Below are 15,588 nucleotides of genomic sequence, written 5' to 3'. Positions count from 1 at the left end.
GCGCTGTCTTAGTCCGCTGAAACGCCCGGTCAACCGGTCGGACGCTGGTTTCGAACGCCCGATGCCCCGGTGCCGCGCGAGCGCCGCCATTTGCGGCCGATCCACCAGCGCCAGCCAAGCGCCGTGCCGAAATAGGCGATGATCGCACCAAGGATGGAAAACAGGACAAGCCCGGTCAGCGTCGCCGGTCCCGCTTCGACGAACAGCCAGTCGAGCCAGCCGCGATTGGCGGCGGCGGCACCCGCGCTGATCGGATTGCCGGGCAGCTTTTCATCCAGCCGCAGCATCCATTTGCCGACGACATAGGCGGCAACCCAGATGGGCGGCGTGGTAAAGGGATTGGTGATGAACGTGGTCGCCGCCGCCGCCGGAATATTCGCGCGAAGCGGCAGGGCGAGCAGCGCGGTCGCCGGAATCTGCGCCACGGGCACCATGATGCCAGTCACGACGCCCAGCGCGACGCCGCGCGGCACCGACCGGCGGGTAAAGCGCCACAGCGCCGGGGCCAGCACGCGATTGGCAAAGGGGCGGGTCAGCCGGTGATCGGCCAGCTGTTCGCGGGTCGGCATGGCCGCCAGAAAGCGGTCGATCAGGCGACGGCCGGCCACCGGATCAGCCACGGTCGCGCAGCAGGCGCTGCTGCTCCCGCTTCCAGTCGCGTTCCTTGATGGTCTCGCGCTTGTCATGCGCCTTCTTGCCCTTGGCCAGTGCCAGCTCGACCTTGGCCCGGCCGCGCCCGTTGAAATAAACGGACAGCGGCACCAGGGTCATCCCCTCGCGCGCCACCGCGCCGTGCAGCTTCCTTATCTCACGCTCATGAAGGAGCAGTTTACGCGGGCGCTTGGGTTCGTGATTATACCGGTTGCCATGGCTGAATTCCGGGATGGTCGAATTGACCAGCCACACCTGGCCATCCTTTACCTCGGCATAGGATTCGACGATCGACCCCTCGCCAAAGCGGAGGCTCTTCACCTCTGTCCCGGTCAGCGCGATCCCGGCCTCGTACACCGTCTCGATCGCGTAATCGAACCGGGCGCGCCGGTTCTCGGCGACGGTCTTGGCTTTTTCGAACAGGGCGGGACGCGGGCGGGCCATGGAGCGCGCGATGTAGGGAGGCCGGACACGAAAGGGAAGCGGGAAGCGCGAGGTGAGCGGATCGCATCGGGCCGAAGCGTCCGAGGCGGCGGTTTTTGGCTGGGGTGCGTGATGGCAGGCTGTGGGTGAGAAGTTGCAACATCCTCCACCGTGGACCCGTGTCGGGCACGGGGCGACAGTGAGTGGGGGCAGTTCGACATCGGTTGCGGACGGGCCGCCGCCGTCGCAGGGGGTGCTAGATCAGCCCCGCATGCGCCAGCGCGGCGTCGACGGCAGCGCGGCTGGCTTCGCCGGGCGGGGTCATCGGCAGGCGCAGTTCGGTGGGGAAGCCCGTGCGGACGCGGCCAAGCGCGTATTTCACCGGGCCGGGCGAGGCGTCGGTGAACAGCGCGTCGTGCAGCGGCCAGAGCTTGTCCTGAAGCGCAAGGGCGGCGGCATAATCGCCGGACTGGCACGCGGCCTGAAACTCGGCGCACAGGCGCGGGGCGACATTGGCGGTGACGGAGATGCACCCCACCCCGCCCATCGCGTTGAACGCCAGGGCCATGTCGTCATTGCCCGACAGCTGGACGAAATCCGCCCCCGCCGCCGCGCGCTGGGCCGAGACGCGGGCGATGGCGCCGGTCGCGTCCTTGATGCCGACAATGGTCGGAAACGCATGGGCCAGCCGCCCGATGGTGGCGACGGCGAAATCGGTGACCGTCCGGCCAGGCACATTGTACAGGATGATCGGCAGGTCGCAGGCGTTCACGATCGCCTCGAAATGCCGGAAAATCCCCTCCTGATTGGGGCGGTTGTAATAGGGCGGGACCATCAGCGCATAGTCGGCGCCCATGTCCTGTGCCGCGCGGATATTGGCGATGGCGACGCGGGTATCGTTCGATCCCGCGCCCGCGATCACCGGCACGCGCCCGGCGGCCTGTTCGACGCAGACCCGGACGATGCGGAAATGCTCCTCCGCCGTCAGCGTCGCCGCCTCTCCGGTCGTGCCGCAGGGGACGAGCGCCGATGAGCCCTCGGCAATCTGCCATTCAACAAAATCGCGGTAGATGCTCTCCACAAACGCGCCGTCGACGAAAGGGGTGACGAGCGCGGGGATCGAACCGGAGAGCGACATGGACGAAAAACCCTTTTCCCGCGACGATTGCGGCTGGCCAATAGGGCGGGATTCCGTATGATGTCCAGTATGCAGCACTGGTTTTGGCAGAGTATCGCCTGGATCGCCAGCGGCACTGGCCTGTTCGCCGGAACCGCGGCCGTCATCGCGCCCCAGGAAATCGTCCAGCCGGTGCCGGGTGGCGGCGGGACAGCCCCCGTCCCCTATGACCCCATTGCCACGACGATCGACGGGTGGCGGCGGTTGCAGCAATCCGACAATCTGTCCTTTTCCGAATATGCCAATTTCATGCTGGCCCATCCAGGCTGGCCCGGCGAGCGCAGCCGCCGGGCGGCGGCGGAAACCAGCCTGTCGGGGATCGGGGACCCGGCGCTTGCCGACCGGTTCTTTGCCCGTTTTCCACCGCTGACCGGGGCGGGCCATGCCCGTCATGCCGAGGCGCTGGCCGCGCTGGGCCGCACGGCAGAGGCAAGCGCCGCCGCGCAGCGTGCGTGGCGGGCAGGCAGCCTGCGCCCGCAGGACGAAACGTTGATCCTGATGCGGTTTGGCGCCGCGCTGACCCCGGCCGATCACGATGCGCGCATGGATCGCCTGCTCTGGCAGAACGCGACCAGCACCGCGCAGCGCCAGCTGGGCTATACCTCGCCCGCCATGCGGCCGATCTTTGCCGCGCGCCTTTCCTATCGCACCAATGCCGCCGATGCCGCGCTGCTGTCGCCCGATCTGGGGCGGAGCGACCCCGGCCTGATCGCGGACCGGGCAAGCTGGCTGCGCAACAACAATCAGAGCATTGCCGCCCGCGCGCTGCTGGCGCAGCCGCGCCGGTTGACCACCCTGCCCGCAGATGCGGAAAAATGGTTCGAGGTGCTGTTGACCAATGCCCGCGCGGCGGCGGCGGACGGTCAGTATCTGGTCGCCTGGCAGATCGCGTCGCAGGTCGATGACGCCTATCCGGCGGGCACCGATGTCAGCGTGAAATCGCTGGGCGAGCGGGACGATTATACCAGCCTGGTCTGGCTGGCCGGCACGACGGCGATGGACCGGCTGGCGCGGCCGGCGGACGCGGTGGGGATGTTCAGCCGCTATGGCAACGGGTCGCGCACGCCGCAGACCCGGTCAAAGGGCTATTACTGGGCAGGCCGCGCGGCGGAGGCCGCGGGCGACCGGGCGGGCGCGCAGCAATGGTATGCGCGGGCCGGCGGCTATCCCGACCTGTATTACGGGCAGCTGGCGCTGGAGCGGCTGGGCCAATCCTATCGCGCGCCGGGGCAGAGCCCGATCATGGTCGCCGACGATGCCCGCCGCACGTTCATGAACCGGGAGGTGGTGCGTGCCGCCCGCTATCTGGGCGCGACGGGCCAGCGCAAGGAACAGACACTGTTCGTGCGCCAGATCGCCAATGACGCGACCAGCGATACCGATCACGCGCTGGCCGCCGAGCTGGCGGGCACGCTGGGCCGGCCGGACCTGGGCGTCATGGTGGGCCGGTCGGCGCTGCTGAACGGCCTGTCCGACTATACAGCCGCCGGCTATCCCTCCATCGCGGTGCCGATGGGTCAGGATCAGCACTGGACGATGATCCACGCCATCGCGCGGCAGGAAAGCCAGTTCGACCGGGAAGCGATCAGCCATGCCGGTGCGCGCGGCATGATGCAGCTGATGCCCGGCACGGCGCGGGAACAGGCGGGCAAGCTGGGCCTCAGCTATGACGCATCGGCGCTGACCCGCGACATCGGATACAACATCCAGCTGGGCAGCGGCTATTTCCAGCGGATGCTGGATTATTATGGCGGCAGCTATCCGCTGGCCGTGGCGGCGTACAATGCCGGGCCGGGCAATGTGAACAAATGGCTGCGCGCCAATGGCGATCCGCGCACCGGCAGCATCGACATGGTCCGCTGGGTCGAGGCGATCCCGATTTTCGAGACGAAAAACTATGTTCAGCGCGTGCTGGAAAACGCCGTCGTCTATGACCTGATGCACCCGCAACGGGCACGGTCGCGCGGGCCGCATCATGTGAGCTGGTATCTGGGGAAGCGGCAGCCGGGCTGAATATCCGACAAGCCGGATGACTGGTGGCCGGTTGTCGCGCTATGCCCCCCGGCCATGGAACAGCGCCCGAATTTCATCACGCCCGCCGGCTATGCCGCGCTGAAGGCGGAATATGACCAGTTGTTCGGGGACGAACGGCCAAAGCTGGTCGAGGTGATTTCCTGGGCCGCGGGCAATGGCGACCGGTCGGAAAACGGCGACTATATCTATGGTCGCAAACGGCTGCGCGAGATCGACCGGCGGCTGGGCTGGCTGGCCAAGCGGATGAAGGCAGCGCAGATCGTCGATCCTGCCCGGCAGCAGGATCGCAGCAAGGTGTGGTTCGGCGCGACGGTGACCATCGTGGACGAGGAGGATCGCGAGCGCGTCCTGACCCTGACCGGGGATGACGAGGCGGATGCGGGCAGCGGACGGGTGGGATGGAACGCCCCGATCGCGCGGGCATTGCGCGGGGCGGCGGTCGGCGACCTGCGCCGCGTGACGCTGCCGGCGGGCGAGAAGGAATATGAGGTGACGGCGATCACCTATCCCGACGCAGCGTAACGAGCCGTATTTCGCGCCGGAATGCCTCTAAACCCGCGCCAGCCGGAGCAGGATAGCGTGGCCCGGCGCGTCAATCCCGGCTAGAGTTGGCACCATGAGCACGACGAACGGCAATGGCAGCCCATCCGGGGGCAATGTCGCGCTGCTGATCGATGCCGACAATGCCTCACCCAATTCGCTCGATCCGGTGCTGACCGTGCTGGCCGAGCTTGGCACGGTCAATATCCGCCGCGTCTATGGCAACTGGAAGAAACCCGCGCTGAAGGGGTGGCAGGACCAGTCGCTGCGCCACGGGCTGGAGCCGTATCAGCAGTTCGACATCACCAAGGGCAAGAACGCCACCGACATGCGGATGACGATCGATGCCATGGACCTGTTGCACCGGGGCCGGGTGACGGGGTTCGGCATTATGAGTTCGGACAGCGATTTCATGCCGCTGGCCATGCGCATCCGCCAGGACGGCCTGCCCGTCTATGGCTTTGGCACGGACCGGACGCCGGAGGGGTTCCGCGAGGCGTGCACCCGGTTCATCGACGTGACCGCGCTGACCGACAAGGATGGCAGCCCCGCCCCCGCCCATCCGGCAAAGGCCGCGCCGGTCGATGACGCCGAACTCATCAAATTGTTGATCGATGCCTATAATTCGGCCAAGCGCGACGAGCGCGGGTTTGCCAGCCTGACCGATGTCGGCCAGCGGGCCGGCAACCGGTCCAGTTTCGACACCCGCAATTTCGGCTATGCGCGGCTTTCCGACCTGATGGAGGCCGTCCCCAATTTCCAGATCGAGCGGCGCGATGGGGGCCGCGTGTTCGTGAAACGTGTAAGGTAGCAATGGCGACACAGCGAATGCTGGTAACGGGGCTGGTCCAGCGGGTCGGCTTCAGGGACTTTGTAGTGCGGATCGCGCGGCAGCACGGCCTGGTCGGCTGGGTGCGCAACCGTGCGGACGGCAGCGTGGAGATTCTGGCGACGGGCGACGATGCTGCCCTGGGCGTCCTGCTGGAGGCGTGCCGGGAGGGGCCGGGCCGTGGCCGGGTGGATCATGTCGAGGCAAGTCCAGCCGATTATTCCGGCGAAAAGGGGTTCACCAAGCGGCTGACGGCATAACGACGCCATCGTCACGGCATGGGAACGATTGACGGACATGACCATTTTGCCCTTCTAGGTTCAAGGAACAGAAGGAAGGGGATCGCCATGGCCATGAGGCAGATGTTCACCGCCGGCACCGCCGTCGCCCTGATCGCGGCAGCCGCCGTACCGGGTGCGGCGCAGACCCGGCCTGCCGGATCGCAGGTCGCGCCGGCCCAGCCGATCACGGCGGCAGAGCGCCAGCAGGGGCAGCAGATCAGCCAGGAACTGATCCAGCAGTTCGGCGGCGCATGGACGGGGCCGCAGGTCCCCTATGTCACGCGGGTCGCACGGACCATCGCCGTTCAGTCCGGCCTGTCGGCATCCCCGTCGGATTTCACCGTCACGGTGCTGGACAGTCCGGTCGACAACGCCTTTGCGACGCCCGGCGGCTATATCTATGTCACGCGCGGCCTCTTGGCGCTGATGAACGACGAGGCGGAACTGGCCGGCGTGCTGGGGCACGAGGTCGGCCATGTCGCCGCCCGCCATTCGCAGAGCCGGCAACGGACGGCGACGCGCAATTCCATCCTGGGCGTGCTGGGCCAGGTCCTTGTCGGCGCGGTTGCGGGTGACAGCCAGTTGGGCCAGCTCCTGAACCGCGGCATCAGCACCGGCGCACAGCTGGCGACGCTGGGCTATTCGCGGGGACAGGAAACGCAGGCCGACCAGCTGGGCGTCCGCTATCTGAACGGTGCGCGGATGGACACCGATGCCTTGTCATCGATGCTGGCCAGCCTGGCCGCGCAAAACACCCTGAACGGCCAGATCAGCGGCCAGACCCGGTCCGTCCCCGCCTTTGCCAGCACCCATCCGGACCCGCAGGCGCGCGTGCGTACCGCGCTGAATGACGCGACCAAGGTCGGCGGCACGCAGTATCCGCGCAATCGCGACGCGTTCCTGACCGCCATCGATGGCCTGATGTATGGCGACAATCCGCGTCAGGGCGTGATTCAGGGCCGCGAGTTCCTGCACCCGGATCTGCGCATCGCCTTTACCGCGCCGCAGGGCTTTACCATGTCGAACGGCACCCAGGCCGTTTCGATCACCGGCGGCAATGTGCAGGCGCAGTTCACCACCCGCGCCTTTACCGGCAGCCTGGACAGCTATGCCCGCGCCGCGCTGGGCGACCTGTTGGGTCAGAACGGACAGGTGCCGCAGACGGCCGTGCAGCGCACGACGGTGAACGGTACGCCCGCCGCCTATCTGACGGTGCGGACCACGGCGGAAAATCGCCAGCTGGACGTGACGATCTTTGCCTATCAGACCGCGCCGGACCGCGCGTTCCACTTTGCCATTCTGGCCCCGGCGGGTCAGGGCATTGGCGGGGCGAGCACGCTGGTCCAGTCGTTCCGCACGCTGACCGCGGCGCAGGCGGCGCAGATCAAGCCGCGCTACGTTCGCGTCGTCACGGTTCGTGCAAACGACACGGTGCAGTCGCTGGCAGGGCGCATGGCGTTCGACGATTACAAGGTCGAACGGTTCCTGGTGCTGAACGGCCTGGCCAGCAACGCAGCGGTGCGGGCGGGCGACCGGGTCAAGATCGTCACCTACTGAACCGACATTCGCGCCCGGCCGGGATGCAAACCGTGCACCCGGCCGGGCCGCGCACTTGTCATAATTGCATTTGCCCCTGCCCCCGCGCTGCAACATGATGGCACCAGACAAGCCGTGCGCCGGATTTCCGGCGGAATAGAGCCTGTCGCCCCCGCATGAGTGACTGTCCCCGAAGCCGATGCGGTTTCGGGCCAATGACATTTGACGGCAGATGGGGGTCTTCATGTTCGATATCGACGCCAAGCAGGATTTGATCGAGCGCGGTTATTCCCGCCGCGATCTGGGCCGGGTCTTTGCCCTGATGGGGGCCGGCGCGGCGCTGGGGCCATCGCTGGCCGCACCCGCATTCGCCCAGAGCCAGGCGGCCCGCGCCGTCGAGGGCGCGGTGCAGATCGGCGCAAACGAATGCTGGACCGGCCCGTTTCCGGAAGCTGCGGAGGCAGCGGCAAAGATCATTGCGATGGGCAACCGTTATGATCCCGCCAATGCGCGCGGACAGCTGATCCAGACGGCGGCAGCGGTCGACAAGGTGCCGGAAAGCCATATCCTGCCCTGGCCGGGTTCGGGCGATCCGCTGGTCCGGTCCGTCATTTCCTTCTGCTCGCCGGAAAAGGGGCTGGTGACCGCCGACCCGACGTTCGAGGCCGCATGGCGCGCCGCCGCCTGGCTGAAGGCGCCGCTGGCCCGGGTACCGTTGCAGCCCGGCAAGGGCGCGGACGTGCGCGCGATGCTGGCCGCCAATCCCGATGCGGGCCTTTATTATGTCTGTTCGCCGAACAACCCGACCGGAACGGTGACGCCGATGGCGGACATTGAGTGGCTGGCCGCGAACAAGCCCAAGGGGTCGGTGCTGCTGGTGGACGAGGCGTATATCCATTTCCATGACGGCCCAACCGCAGCGCCGCTGGCCGCAGCGCGCGACGACGTGATCGTCATGCGCACCTTTTCCAAGCTGTTCGGGATGGCGGGCATCCGGCTGGGCCTGACGTTGGCGCATCCCGACCTGCACAAGCGGATGATGCGCTATGACGGGTTTCAGGTGTCGGGCGTGCTGCCGATCACGGCGCTGGCCTGTGGCACGGCGGCCTATCCCATGGCGGACGCGATCAAGGCGCGGCGCGAGGAGATGAACGCGACGCGGGCAATGACCGTGGCCGCACTGGAAAAGCGCGGTATTGCGGTGCATGGCGGCAGTGCGGGCAACATGATCATGGTCGATTGGAAAACCCGCCCGGCCAAGGAGATGCAGGCCGCCCTGCTGGCGCAAAAGGTTCAGATCGGTCGCAACTGGGAAATCTGGCCGACGGTCAGCCGCGTAACGATCGGTTCGCCCGCCGAAATGGCGGCGTTCATCGCGGCGGTGGACAGGGCGGCAAAGGCGTGACGCACGCGGTGTCGGGCGGGGACCGGCGGCGGTCCGCACTCCTTGCCCGGCATTGCTCCGTTTCGCCGCATCCCTCGACAGGCTCTGGATGTGCGGGATAAGGCAATAGCGGCAAAGCTTCGCTCGTCCTGACCCTGTCGAAGGACGCATCGCCCGTGCTTTGGCCGATCGTCAGAGGCGCCCACCCCTCCCGTTCCCCGGCGAATGCAGGGGTCAGCGATCAGTCCAGTAATCGAACGCGCGTTGCTGCAGGGCACGGACATGGGCCATCGCCTCTGGCCCCGTCCATGCGCCGGCATAGCCGCGCGCGTCGGAGCCGGTCCACCACCCCTGCCCCGGCAAGCCGTCGCTTTCGCGGACCACCAGCACCGCCAGCGCCGGGCGCGCTGCGGCCAGTTCGTCGCGGTCGATGGCGTCTAGCGTCCGGCACAGCGCCCGCATTTTTGGCCGGGTGAAACGCAGGCCAAGCTGGCCCAGCGCCTCAGAATAGCTGATTGCCCGCCCCTCCCGCGCCGCGGCGATAAGGATCGCGCGGACACGGGGCACATCGGCGATGGCGCTGGCATCGCCGGAACCGGGGATGGAGGCATCGGGCGCGAACCCCTCTGCCTCCAGCCATTCGGCAAGCGAGCCGTCGCGGCGCGCCCCGGCCATGGGATCAGCGGGTCAGCTTTTTATAGGCCAGCCGCGTCGGGCGATCGGCGGCATCGCCCAAGCGACGGCGCTTGTCTTCCTCATAGGCTTCGAAATTGCCCTCGAACCATTCGACATGGCTGTTGCCCTCGAACGCCAGGATGTGCGTGGCCAGACGGTCGAGGAAGAAGCGGTCGTGGCTGATGACCACGGCGCAACCGGCGAAATTCTCGATGGCTTCTTCCAGCGCGCCCAGCGTTTCGACGTCGAGGTCGTTGGTCGGTTCGTCAAGCAGCAGCACATTGCCGCCGCGCTTCAGCATCTTGGCGATGTTGACGCGGTTGCGCTCACCGCCGGACAGCTTGCCGACATTCTTCTGCTGATCCTGGCCCTTGAAGTTGAAGGCACCGACATAGGCGCGCGTCGACTGATCGTGGCCGTTGACCTTCATGTAATCGAGACCGTCTGAGATTTCCTCCCAGACATTCTTTGACGGGTCGAGGTGATCGCGGCTCTGATCGACATAGCCGAGGCGGACGGTGGTGCCGATATCCACCTTGCCGCTGTCGGGCTGTTCCTGACCGGTGATCAGCTTGAACAGCGTGGACTTGCCCGCGCCGTTCGGGCCGATGACGCCGACGATGCCGCCGGCCGGCAGGGTGAAGGACAGGTTTTCGAACAACAGCTTGTCGCCATAAGCCTTGGAGACATTCTCCACCTCGATAACCTTGCCGCCCAGACGTTCCGGCACCTGAATGACGATCTGCGCCTTGCCGGGGGTGCGGTTTTCCTGCGCCTCGACCAGCTGTTCGAACTTGGCGATACGCGCCTTGGACTTGGTCTGCCGGCCCTTCACGCCGGCGCGGATCCATTCCAGCTCGTCCTTGATCGCCTTTTGCCGGCCGGTCGCCTCGCGATCCTCCTGCTCCAGTCGCTTGGACTTCTTTTCCAGATAGGTGGAATAATTGCCCTCGTACGGGAAATACTTGCCGCGGTCGATTTCCAGGATCCAGCCGACGACATTGTCCAGGAAATAGCGGTCGTGGGTGATCATCAGCACCGCGCCGGCATATTCCTTGAGGTGGTTTTCCAGCCAGTTGACGCTTTCGGCGTCCAGGTGGTTGGTCGGTTCGTCGAGCAGCAGGATCGACGGCTTTTGAATCAGCAGACGGGTCAGCGCGACGCGGCGCTTTTCACCGCCGGACAGGTTTTCGACCGACCAGTCGCCGGGCGGGCAGCGCAGGGCCTCCATCGCCACCTCGAGCTGATTGTCCAGCGTCCAGCCATCGACCGCGTCGATCTTTGCCTGAAGATCGCCCATCTCTTCCATCAGGGCGTCGAAATCGGTGTCGTCCTTGGGATCGCCCATTTCGGCGGAGATGGCGTTGAACCGCTCGACCAGATCGGCGGTTTCGCGCGCGCCGTCCTTGACGTTTTCCAGCACGGTCTTGTTCGGGTCGAGCTGCGGCTCCTGCTCCAGATAGCCGACAGTGATGTTTTCGCCCGGCCATGCCTCTCCGGTGAAATCCTTGTCCACGCCGGCCATGATCTTCATCAGCGTCGACTTGCCGGCGCCGTTGGGGCCGACGATGCCGATTTTGGCACCCTGATAGAATTGCAGGTTGATGTTGGACAGCACCGGCTTTTGCGCGCCGGGGAAGGTCTTGGTCATGTCCTTCATCACAAAGGCGTATTGGGCGGCCACGTGGCGGTCTCCGTCAAAGAATATTCGGGGCAGGAAAAGGTCGCGCGCCATGTAGCGGCCGGGCGGGCCGTTGGCAAACGCATGGGTACGCTATAGCGTCGCAGTCCATGAAAACGATCCTGCTCGGCGCTGTCGCCGCCCTCGCCCTCTCCTTTCCCGCTACGGCACAGACACTGGACGCAGCCGCGCTGCGCGATGCCGCGCTGAAGGACGAGATCGCCTATGACCTGACCGAGAGCCTGACGACCGAAGTCGGCCCCCGTCTTGCCGGAACGGCGGCAGAGGCGCGGGCGCGCGATTGGGCCGTGGCCAAGCTGTCCGCGCTGGGGTTCAGCAATGTCCGCGCCGAACCGTTCCAGATGCCGGTATGGGTACGCGGCGAGGAAAAGGCGTTCATCACCGCGCCCTTTCCCCAGCCGCTGGCCGTCACCGCGCTGGGCAATTCGGGCAGCACCGGGGACAAGGGGATTGAGGGCGAGATCGTGTTCTATCCCACCCTGGCCGATCTGCAGACCGCGCCGGCCAGCGCGGTGAAGGGCAAGATCGTTTATGTCAGCCATGCCATGCGCGCGACGCAGGACGGATCGCATTACGGCGCCTTTGGCGGGGCACGGCGTCAGGGACCGGGCATCGCGTCGCAAAAGGGCGCGGCGGCGATCCTGATCCGGTCGATCGGCACCGACCATCATCGCAACCCGCACACCGGCGTCATGAACTTTCCCGACGGGGTGAAGCCGATCCCGGCGGGCGCGCTGGCCCTGCCCGATGCGGACCAGCTGGAACGCGTGCTGAAGCGCGGCAAGCCGGTGCGCGTGCGGCTGACCATGACGCCGCGTCAGACGGGGATGCACGAATCGGGCAATGTCATTGCCGAAGTGCCTGGCCGCGATCCGGCGGCGGGCATCGTGCTGGTGGCGTGCCATCTGGACAGCTGGGACCTTGGCACCGGCGCGTTCGATGACGGCGCAGGGTGCGGCATCGTGGCGGCGGCGGCCAAGCGCATCCTGGATGCGGGCGGCGCGCGGCGGACGATCCGCGTACTGTTTGCAGGCGCAGAGGAAGTCGGCGTGTTCGGCGGCCGCGCCTATGGCGATGCGCACAAGGGCGAGCGGCACGTACTGGCCGCCGAATCCGATTTCGGTGCCGACCGCATCTGGAAATTCGATTCCAGCCTGATCGGCACGGCCGCCCCGGTGGCCGACCGCCTGGCGGCCGCGCTGGCGCCGCTGGGCATCACCCGCGGGCGTGAGTCGCGCCCCGGCGGCGGGGCCGACATCGGCGCGATCGCCCGGTCGAACAATGTCGCGATCATCGATCTGCAACAGGATGGCAGCCGCTATTTCGACCTGCACCACACGCCGGACGATACGCTGGACAAGATCGACCCTGAGCAGTTGCGGCAAAATGTCGCCGCATGGACCGCAATGCTGGCCGTAACGGCCGATTCCGCAGAGGAAATTCCGGCTGTGACCCCCTGATTCGCGTGGGTTTCGTCGATTAAACCCCATGGCGACTATGAATTACCGATTGACGCAACCGCAGCGGACGTTATTGCCAAGGCTTCGCGACGGCATTCGGGCCGGCCGCGAATATGAATTGCTTGGGAGCATTCGAATGAAGAAGATCGTTCTTGTCGCTGCTGCCGCCGGCCTGATGACCCTGGCCGCGTGCACCTCGCCTGAAGCGCCGGAAGCCAACGTGGAAGACACGATGGGCAACATCGAGGCGATGGCGAACGACACCATGACCGAAATGGGCAACGAGATGGACGCCATGGGCAACTCCGTCGACAACGCCGTTGACGCCATGGGCAACGCCGGCTGATTTCAGCCAGTTGCTTCGCCGGTCGCAAGACCGGACGGATTAGGGAAAGGGCGCAGCCAGCGATGGCGGCGCCCTTTTTCGTTGCAGGTCGGGATGACAGCGACCGGCGGCGCGCGATGGCGCGGGCAGCATCGGCCCCGTGACCCGGCACCCGATGCTCAGGTTCGGGGCGGCTGGAGGGGGACAACAAAAACCCCTGCCCCCGGCATGAACCGGGAACAGGGGCCTGACAGGATCGCAAGGGTCAGAAGGCGGCGCGCAGCGTCACCTGAAACAGCTGGCCGGAGCGTTCGCGCTCGATCTCATATTCATCCAGATCGCCGGCAGCGCGGTTTTCCAGGATCTCCTCGAACGAATCGCCGTCATATTTGCGGAAATCCTCTTTCTTGCGGCGATTGAGGATGTTCTGGACGGTGAAGCGCAGCACGAACTGGCCACCCAGCCGCTTTTCGACAAACGCCTCCAGGTCGGGATCGTAGCGCAGGTCGACGACCTCATCGAAATTGGATTCGGTGGCCCGGCTGCGGCCCGAAATCGTCGCGCCAAAGCTGGCGTCGGCGGCACGCAGGGTCTGAATGAACCCGATATTGTAAAGGTGATGCGGCTGGTTGTTGAACTGGCGCTTTTCCCCCGTGAACGGGTCGGTCGTGCGGCTGTCCAGATAGGTATAGTTGGCGAACAGGCCGGTATCGGGCAGGCCGATCACGTCGAGCGGGGCAGAGAAATCCGCCTCGAATCCCCAGGTCTGGCCATCGCCGATGTTGCGCGGCGTGAACAGTTGCCCCAGCCCGTTCGACGAATCGCCGATCGCGACCAGTTCGGTCAGGTCGGAAATGTCGCGGTAGAAGACGTTGACGCCGAAAATGCCGTTCCGGCCCAGCCGCCGCTCATAGCCGACATCGAGGCCCCAGGCACTTTCGTTGCGCAGCGCGGGGTTGCCGATCGTCTCGTCATCATCGCCCGGCGATTCTTCCTGAAGATAGGGCGAGATGAAATTGTAGTTGGGTCGGCGCACCGTCCGCGCGACCGAGGCGCGGAACTGATCCGCATCGGTCGGCGCATAGCGCAGGTGAAGCGACGGGTTGAGCTGATCGGTGTCGTAATCGGCGACATCGCCGTCCGCCGTCACGCTGCGCTTGGTGATTTCATAGCGCAGGCCGGCGTCGATGGTGAAATCCGATGACGGTTCGAACGTCAGGCGGACATAGGGGTCGTACCGGTCTTCCTTGACCTCAAACGGGAAATCATCCTCGATGAAATCGCCGATGTTGCGGCCCGTCCGCTTCTTGAACAGCAGGTCGATCCCCGTCTTCAGCTGAACCGGGGTGTCGTTGCCATAGCGGAGGAAGGCGGTGAAATTGAACTCGTCATCCTTGATGTCGAGCGTTTCTTCATCGTCCAGCTCGACATCGGTGAAATCATCCTCGTTGTCGCCGACGAACACCTGAACCGCCGTATCCTCGCGATAGGCAGACCAGCCCCCGGCAAGGCCCAGTTCCACCGCGCCCAGCGGGATGACCGCATCGCTGGTGACGGAATAGGTCTGCTGATTAATGTCTTCTTCCTGAATCTCGACCTCGTCGAAATCCAGCTCGGCATCCTCGAACGTCGAGGATACCTCGCTTTCCTTGCGGTCGGTGTCGACAAAGAAGCCGCCGATGCGGAAGCGCCCGCCATCGCCGAACCGGTGAACGATTTCCGCGCTGCCCGACAGGTCGCTGCCGTCGCGGGTATCGTCCTGCGCCTCGAAATCGCTGAACTCCGGGTCTTCGTTATACGGCTCGCCGGTCGTCGGTTCGTCGCCAAAGCGGAACGACACCTTGCGCTTGGGATTGCGGCGCTTCTGATAGTTGAGCGCGGCCCAGAAATCGGTGTCGGCGCCCAGGCGGCCGGCATAGGCGATCGCGGCAGAGGGGCGCACGCCGCCATCGGCATTGATCAGCGCCGCAGCCTTGACGAACCCGCCCTCGAACGCGGTCGATTCCTTGGTCACGATGTTCAGCGTGCCCGCCACGCCCTCGCTCGGCTGGTCGGCACGGGGGGCGCGGACGATCTCGATCCGCTCGACCAGTTCGGCCGGGATGCGATCGACGAAGAAGCTGCGATCCGCCTCTCCGCCCGGCGCGCGGCGACCGTTGATCAGCACCTGGGTAAAGCCGGGCGGCAAGCCGCGAAACTGCACCTGATCATATTCCAGCACGTCGGAGGTAAAGGTGGTGCCGGGCACCCGTTTCAGCATCTCGCCGACCGATACCGGTTCGAACCGCTGGAAATATTCCAGGTCATAGGCAAGCACGGGGTTGGGATCGCTGGTCCGGTTGCGGAACACGATGTCGCCATTGACGATGATATCGCTGGCGCGCGCGTCCTGATCCTGGGTTTCGGCGGTCGCTGTGCCGCTGTCCTGCGTTTCCCGCTGATCCTGCGCCGCCGCCGGCATGGCCATCAGGGCGATTGCAGCCAGACAGACGCCCCCCGCAAATTTCGAAACTGTCATAAAAATCCCCCTTTTGGCGACGTAGTGCGTCGCCGATCACCGTCTGGGGGGCC

Annotated in this window: 14 protein-coding genes; 8 read left to right on the top strand and 6 right to left on the bottom strand. The window is 65.8% G+C overall.

Features of this window, described 5'->3' with window-relative positions; translation table 11 throughout:
- Positions 1–29: 29 nt before the first annotated feature.
- From ACNI3Q_RS00915 to dapA, 3 genes are all read right to left on the bottom strand, one after another.
- Positions 30–608 (bottom strand): DUF2062 domain-containing protein, encoded by a 579-nt coding sequence (locus tag ACNI3Q_RS00915; protein WP_426273377.1) that lies wholly within the window; start codon positions 606–608, stop codon positions 30–32.
- 4 nt (positions 609–612) lie between these two features.
- On the bottom strand, positions 613–1,095 hold the full coding sequence (smpB, locus tag ACNI3Q_RS00910) for an SsrA-binding protein SmpB (RefSeq protein WP_260019802.1): 483 nt from the start codon (positions 1,093–1,095) through the stop codon (positions 613–615).
- 235 nt (positions 1,096–1,330) lie between these two features.
- Positions 1,331–2,212: a 4-hydroxy-tetrahydrodipicolinate synthase gene (dapA, locus tag ACNI3Q_RS00905; RefSeq protein ID WP_426273375.1), complete on the bottom strand. Its 882-nt coding sequence runs from the start codon at positions 2,210–2,212 to the stop codon at positions 1,331–1,333.
- Between the two features lie 69 nt (positions 2,213–2,281).
- Between dapA and ACNI3Q_RS00900 the strand changes: the two genes are divergently transcribed.
- The 6 genes from ACNI3Q_RS00900 to ACNI3Q_RS00875 all read left to right on the top strand — a co-directional run bounded on the left by ACNI3Q_RS00900 (position 2,282) and on the right by ACNI3Q_RS00875 (position 8,876).
- Positions 2,282–4,264 (top strand): lytic transglycosylase domain-containing protein, encoded by a 1,983-nt coding sequence (locus ACNI3Q_RS00900; protein WP_426273373.1) that lies wholly within the window; start codon positions 2,282–2,284, stop codon positions 4,262–4,264.
- A 54-nt stretch (positions 4,265–4,318) separates the two neighbouring features.
- A complete protein-coding gene (gene greB / locus ACNI3Q_RS00895; protein WP_426273372.1) occupies positions 4,319–4,807 on the top strand; it encodes a transcription elongation factor GreB in 489 nt (162 codons plus the stop codon).
- Between the two features lie 94 nt (positions 4,808–4,901).
- Complete coding sequence (locus ACNI3Q_RS00890; protein WP_426273370.1) at positions 4,902–5,636, top strand: NYN domain-containing protein; 735 nt, start codon at positions 4,902–4,904, stop codon at positions 5,634–5,636.
- Between the two features lie 2 nt (positions 5,637–5,638).
- Positions 5,639–5,914: an acylphosphatase gene (locus tag ACNI3Q_RS00885; protein ID WP_426273368.1), complete on the top strand. Its 276-nt coding sequence runs from the start codon at positions 5,639–5,641 to the stop codon at positions 5,912–5,914.
- 87 nt (positions 5,915–6,001) lie between these two features.
- On the top strand, positions 6,002–7,492 hold the full coding sequence (locus ACNI3Q_RS00880; protein ID WP_426273366.1) for a M48 family metalloprotease: 1,491 nt from the start codon (positions 6,002–6,004) through the stop codon (positions 7,490–7,492).
- 223 nt (positions 7,493–7,715) lie between these two features.
- Positions 7,716–8,876, top strand: coding sequence for a pyridoxal phosphate-dependent aminotransferase (locus tag ACNI3Q_RS00875; protein WP_426273364.1), 1,161 nt, complete (start codon positions 7,716–7,718; stop codon positions 8,874–8,876).
- Between the two features lie 213 nt (positions 8,877–9,089).
- Here ACNI3Q_RS00875 and ACNI3Q_RS00870 read toward each other — a convergent pair whose 3' ends face one another.
- On the bottom strand, positions 9,090–9,530 hold the full coding sequence (locus ACNI3Q_RS00870; protein ID WP_426273363.1) for a ribose-phosphate pyrophosphokinase: 441 nt from the start codon (positions 9,528–9,530) through the stop codon (positions 9,090–9,092).
- A gap of 4 nt (positions 9,531–9,534) precedes the next feature.
- Positions 9,535–11,214 (bottom strand): energy-dependent translational throttle protein EttA, encoded by a 1,680-nt coding sequence (gene ettA, locus ACNI3Q_RS00865; protein ID WP_426273361.1) that lies wholly within the window; start codon positions 11,212–11,214, stop codon positions 9,535–9,537.
- A gap of 107 nt (positions 11,215–11,321) precedes the next feature.
- On the opposite strand from ettA, the gene ACNI3Q_RS00860 reads away from it, so the two are divergent.
- On the top strand, positions 11,322–12,692 hold the full coding sequence (locus ACNI3Q_RS00860; RefSeq protein ID WP_426273359.1) for a M28 family peptidase: 1,371 nt from the start codon (positions 11,322–11,324) through the stop codon (positions 12,690–12,692).
- A 136-nt stretch (positions 12,693–12,828) separates the two neighbouring features.
- Entirely contained in the window at positions 12,829–13,038 is a 210-nt protein-coding gene (locus ACNI3Q_RS00855; protein WP_260019812.1) for a hypothetical protein, read from the top strand.
- Between the two features lie 244 nt (positions 13,039–13,282).
- On the opposite strand, the gene ACNI3Q_RS00850 is transcribed toward ACNI3Q_RS00855, so the two are convergent.
- Positions 13,283–15,535 (bottom strand): TonB-dependent receptor plug domain-containing protein, encoded by a 2,253-nt coding sequence (locus ACNI3Q_RS00850; RefSeq protein WP_426273357.1) that lies wholly within the window; start codon positions 15,533–15,535, stop codon positions 13,283–13,285.
- Positions 15,536–15,588 lie beyond the last annotated feature (53 nt).

Source organism: Sphingomonas eleionomae (genome assembly GCF_049889035.1).
In the GTDB taxonomy this organism is placed as follows: domain Bacteria; phylum Pseudomonadota; class Alphaproteobacteria; order Sphingomonadales; family Sphingomonadaceae; genus Sphingomonas.
This window is presented reverse-complemented; position numbering and strand designations above follow the sequence as displayed.

Excerpts from the sequence above, each read along its gene's own strand:
- ACNI3Q_RS00850 (WP_426273357.1), bottom strand. The coding sequence starts at position 15,535 with ATGACAGTTTCGAAATTTGCGGGGGGCGTCTGTCTGGCTGCAATCGCC.
- ACNI3Q_RS00860 (WP_426273359.1), top strand. The coding sequence starts at position 11,322 with ATGAAAACGATCCTGCTCGGCGCTGTCGCCGCCCTCGCCCTCTCCTTT.
- smpB (WP_260019802.1), bottom strand. The coding sequence starts at position 1,095 with ATGGCCCGCCCGCGTCCCGCCCTGTTCGAAAAAGCCAAGACCGTCGCC.
- ACNI3Q_RS00885 (WP_426273368.1), top strand. The coding sequence starts at position 5,639 with ATGGCGACACAGCGAATGCTGGTAACGGGGCTGGTCCAGCGGGTCGGC.
- ACNI3Q_RS00880 (WP_426273366.1), top strand. The coding sequence starts at position 6,002 with ATGGCCATGAGGCAGATGTTCACCGCCGGCACCGCCGTCGCCCTGATC.
- ACNI3Q_RS00870 (WP_426273363.1), bottom strand. The coding sequence starts at position 9,530 with ATGGCCGGGGCGCGCCGCGACGGCTCGCTTGCCGAATGGCTGGAGGCA.
- greB (WP_426273372.1), top strand. The coding sequence starts at position 4,319 with ATGGAACAGCGCCCGAATTTCATCACGCCCGCCGGCTATGCCGCGCTG.
- ACNI3Q_RS00875 (WP_426273364.1), top strand. The coding sequence starts at position 7,716 with ATGTTCGATATCGACGCCAAGCAGGATTTGATCGAGCGCGGTTATTCC.
- ACNI3Q_RS00890 (WP_426273370.1), top strand. The coding sequence starts at position 4,902 with ATGAGCACGACGAACGGCAATGGCAGCCCATCCGGGGGCAATGTCGCG.
- ACNI3Q_RS00855 (WP_260019812.1), top strand. The coding sequence starts at position 12,829 with ATGAAGAAGATCGTTCTTGTCGCTGCTGCCGCCGGCCTGATGACCCTG.
- ACNI3Q_RS00900 (WP_426273373.1), top strand. The coding sequence starts at position 2,282 with ATGCAGCACTGGTTTTGGCAGAGTATCGCCTGGATCGCCAGCGGCACT.
- dapA (WP_426273375.1), bottom strand. The coding sequence starts at position 2,212 with ATGTCGCTCTCCGGTTCGATCCCCGCGCTCGTCACCCCTTTCGTCGAC.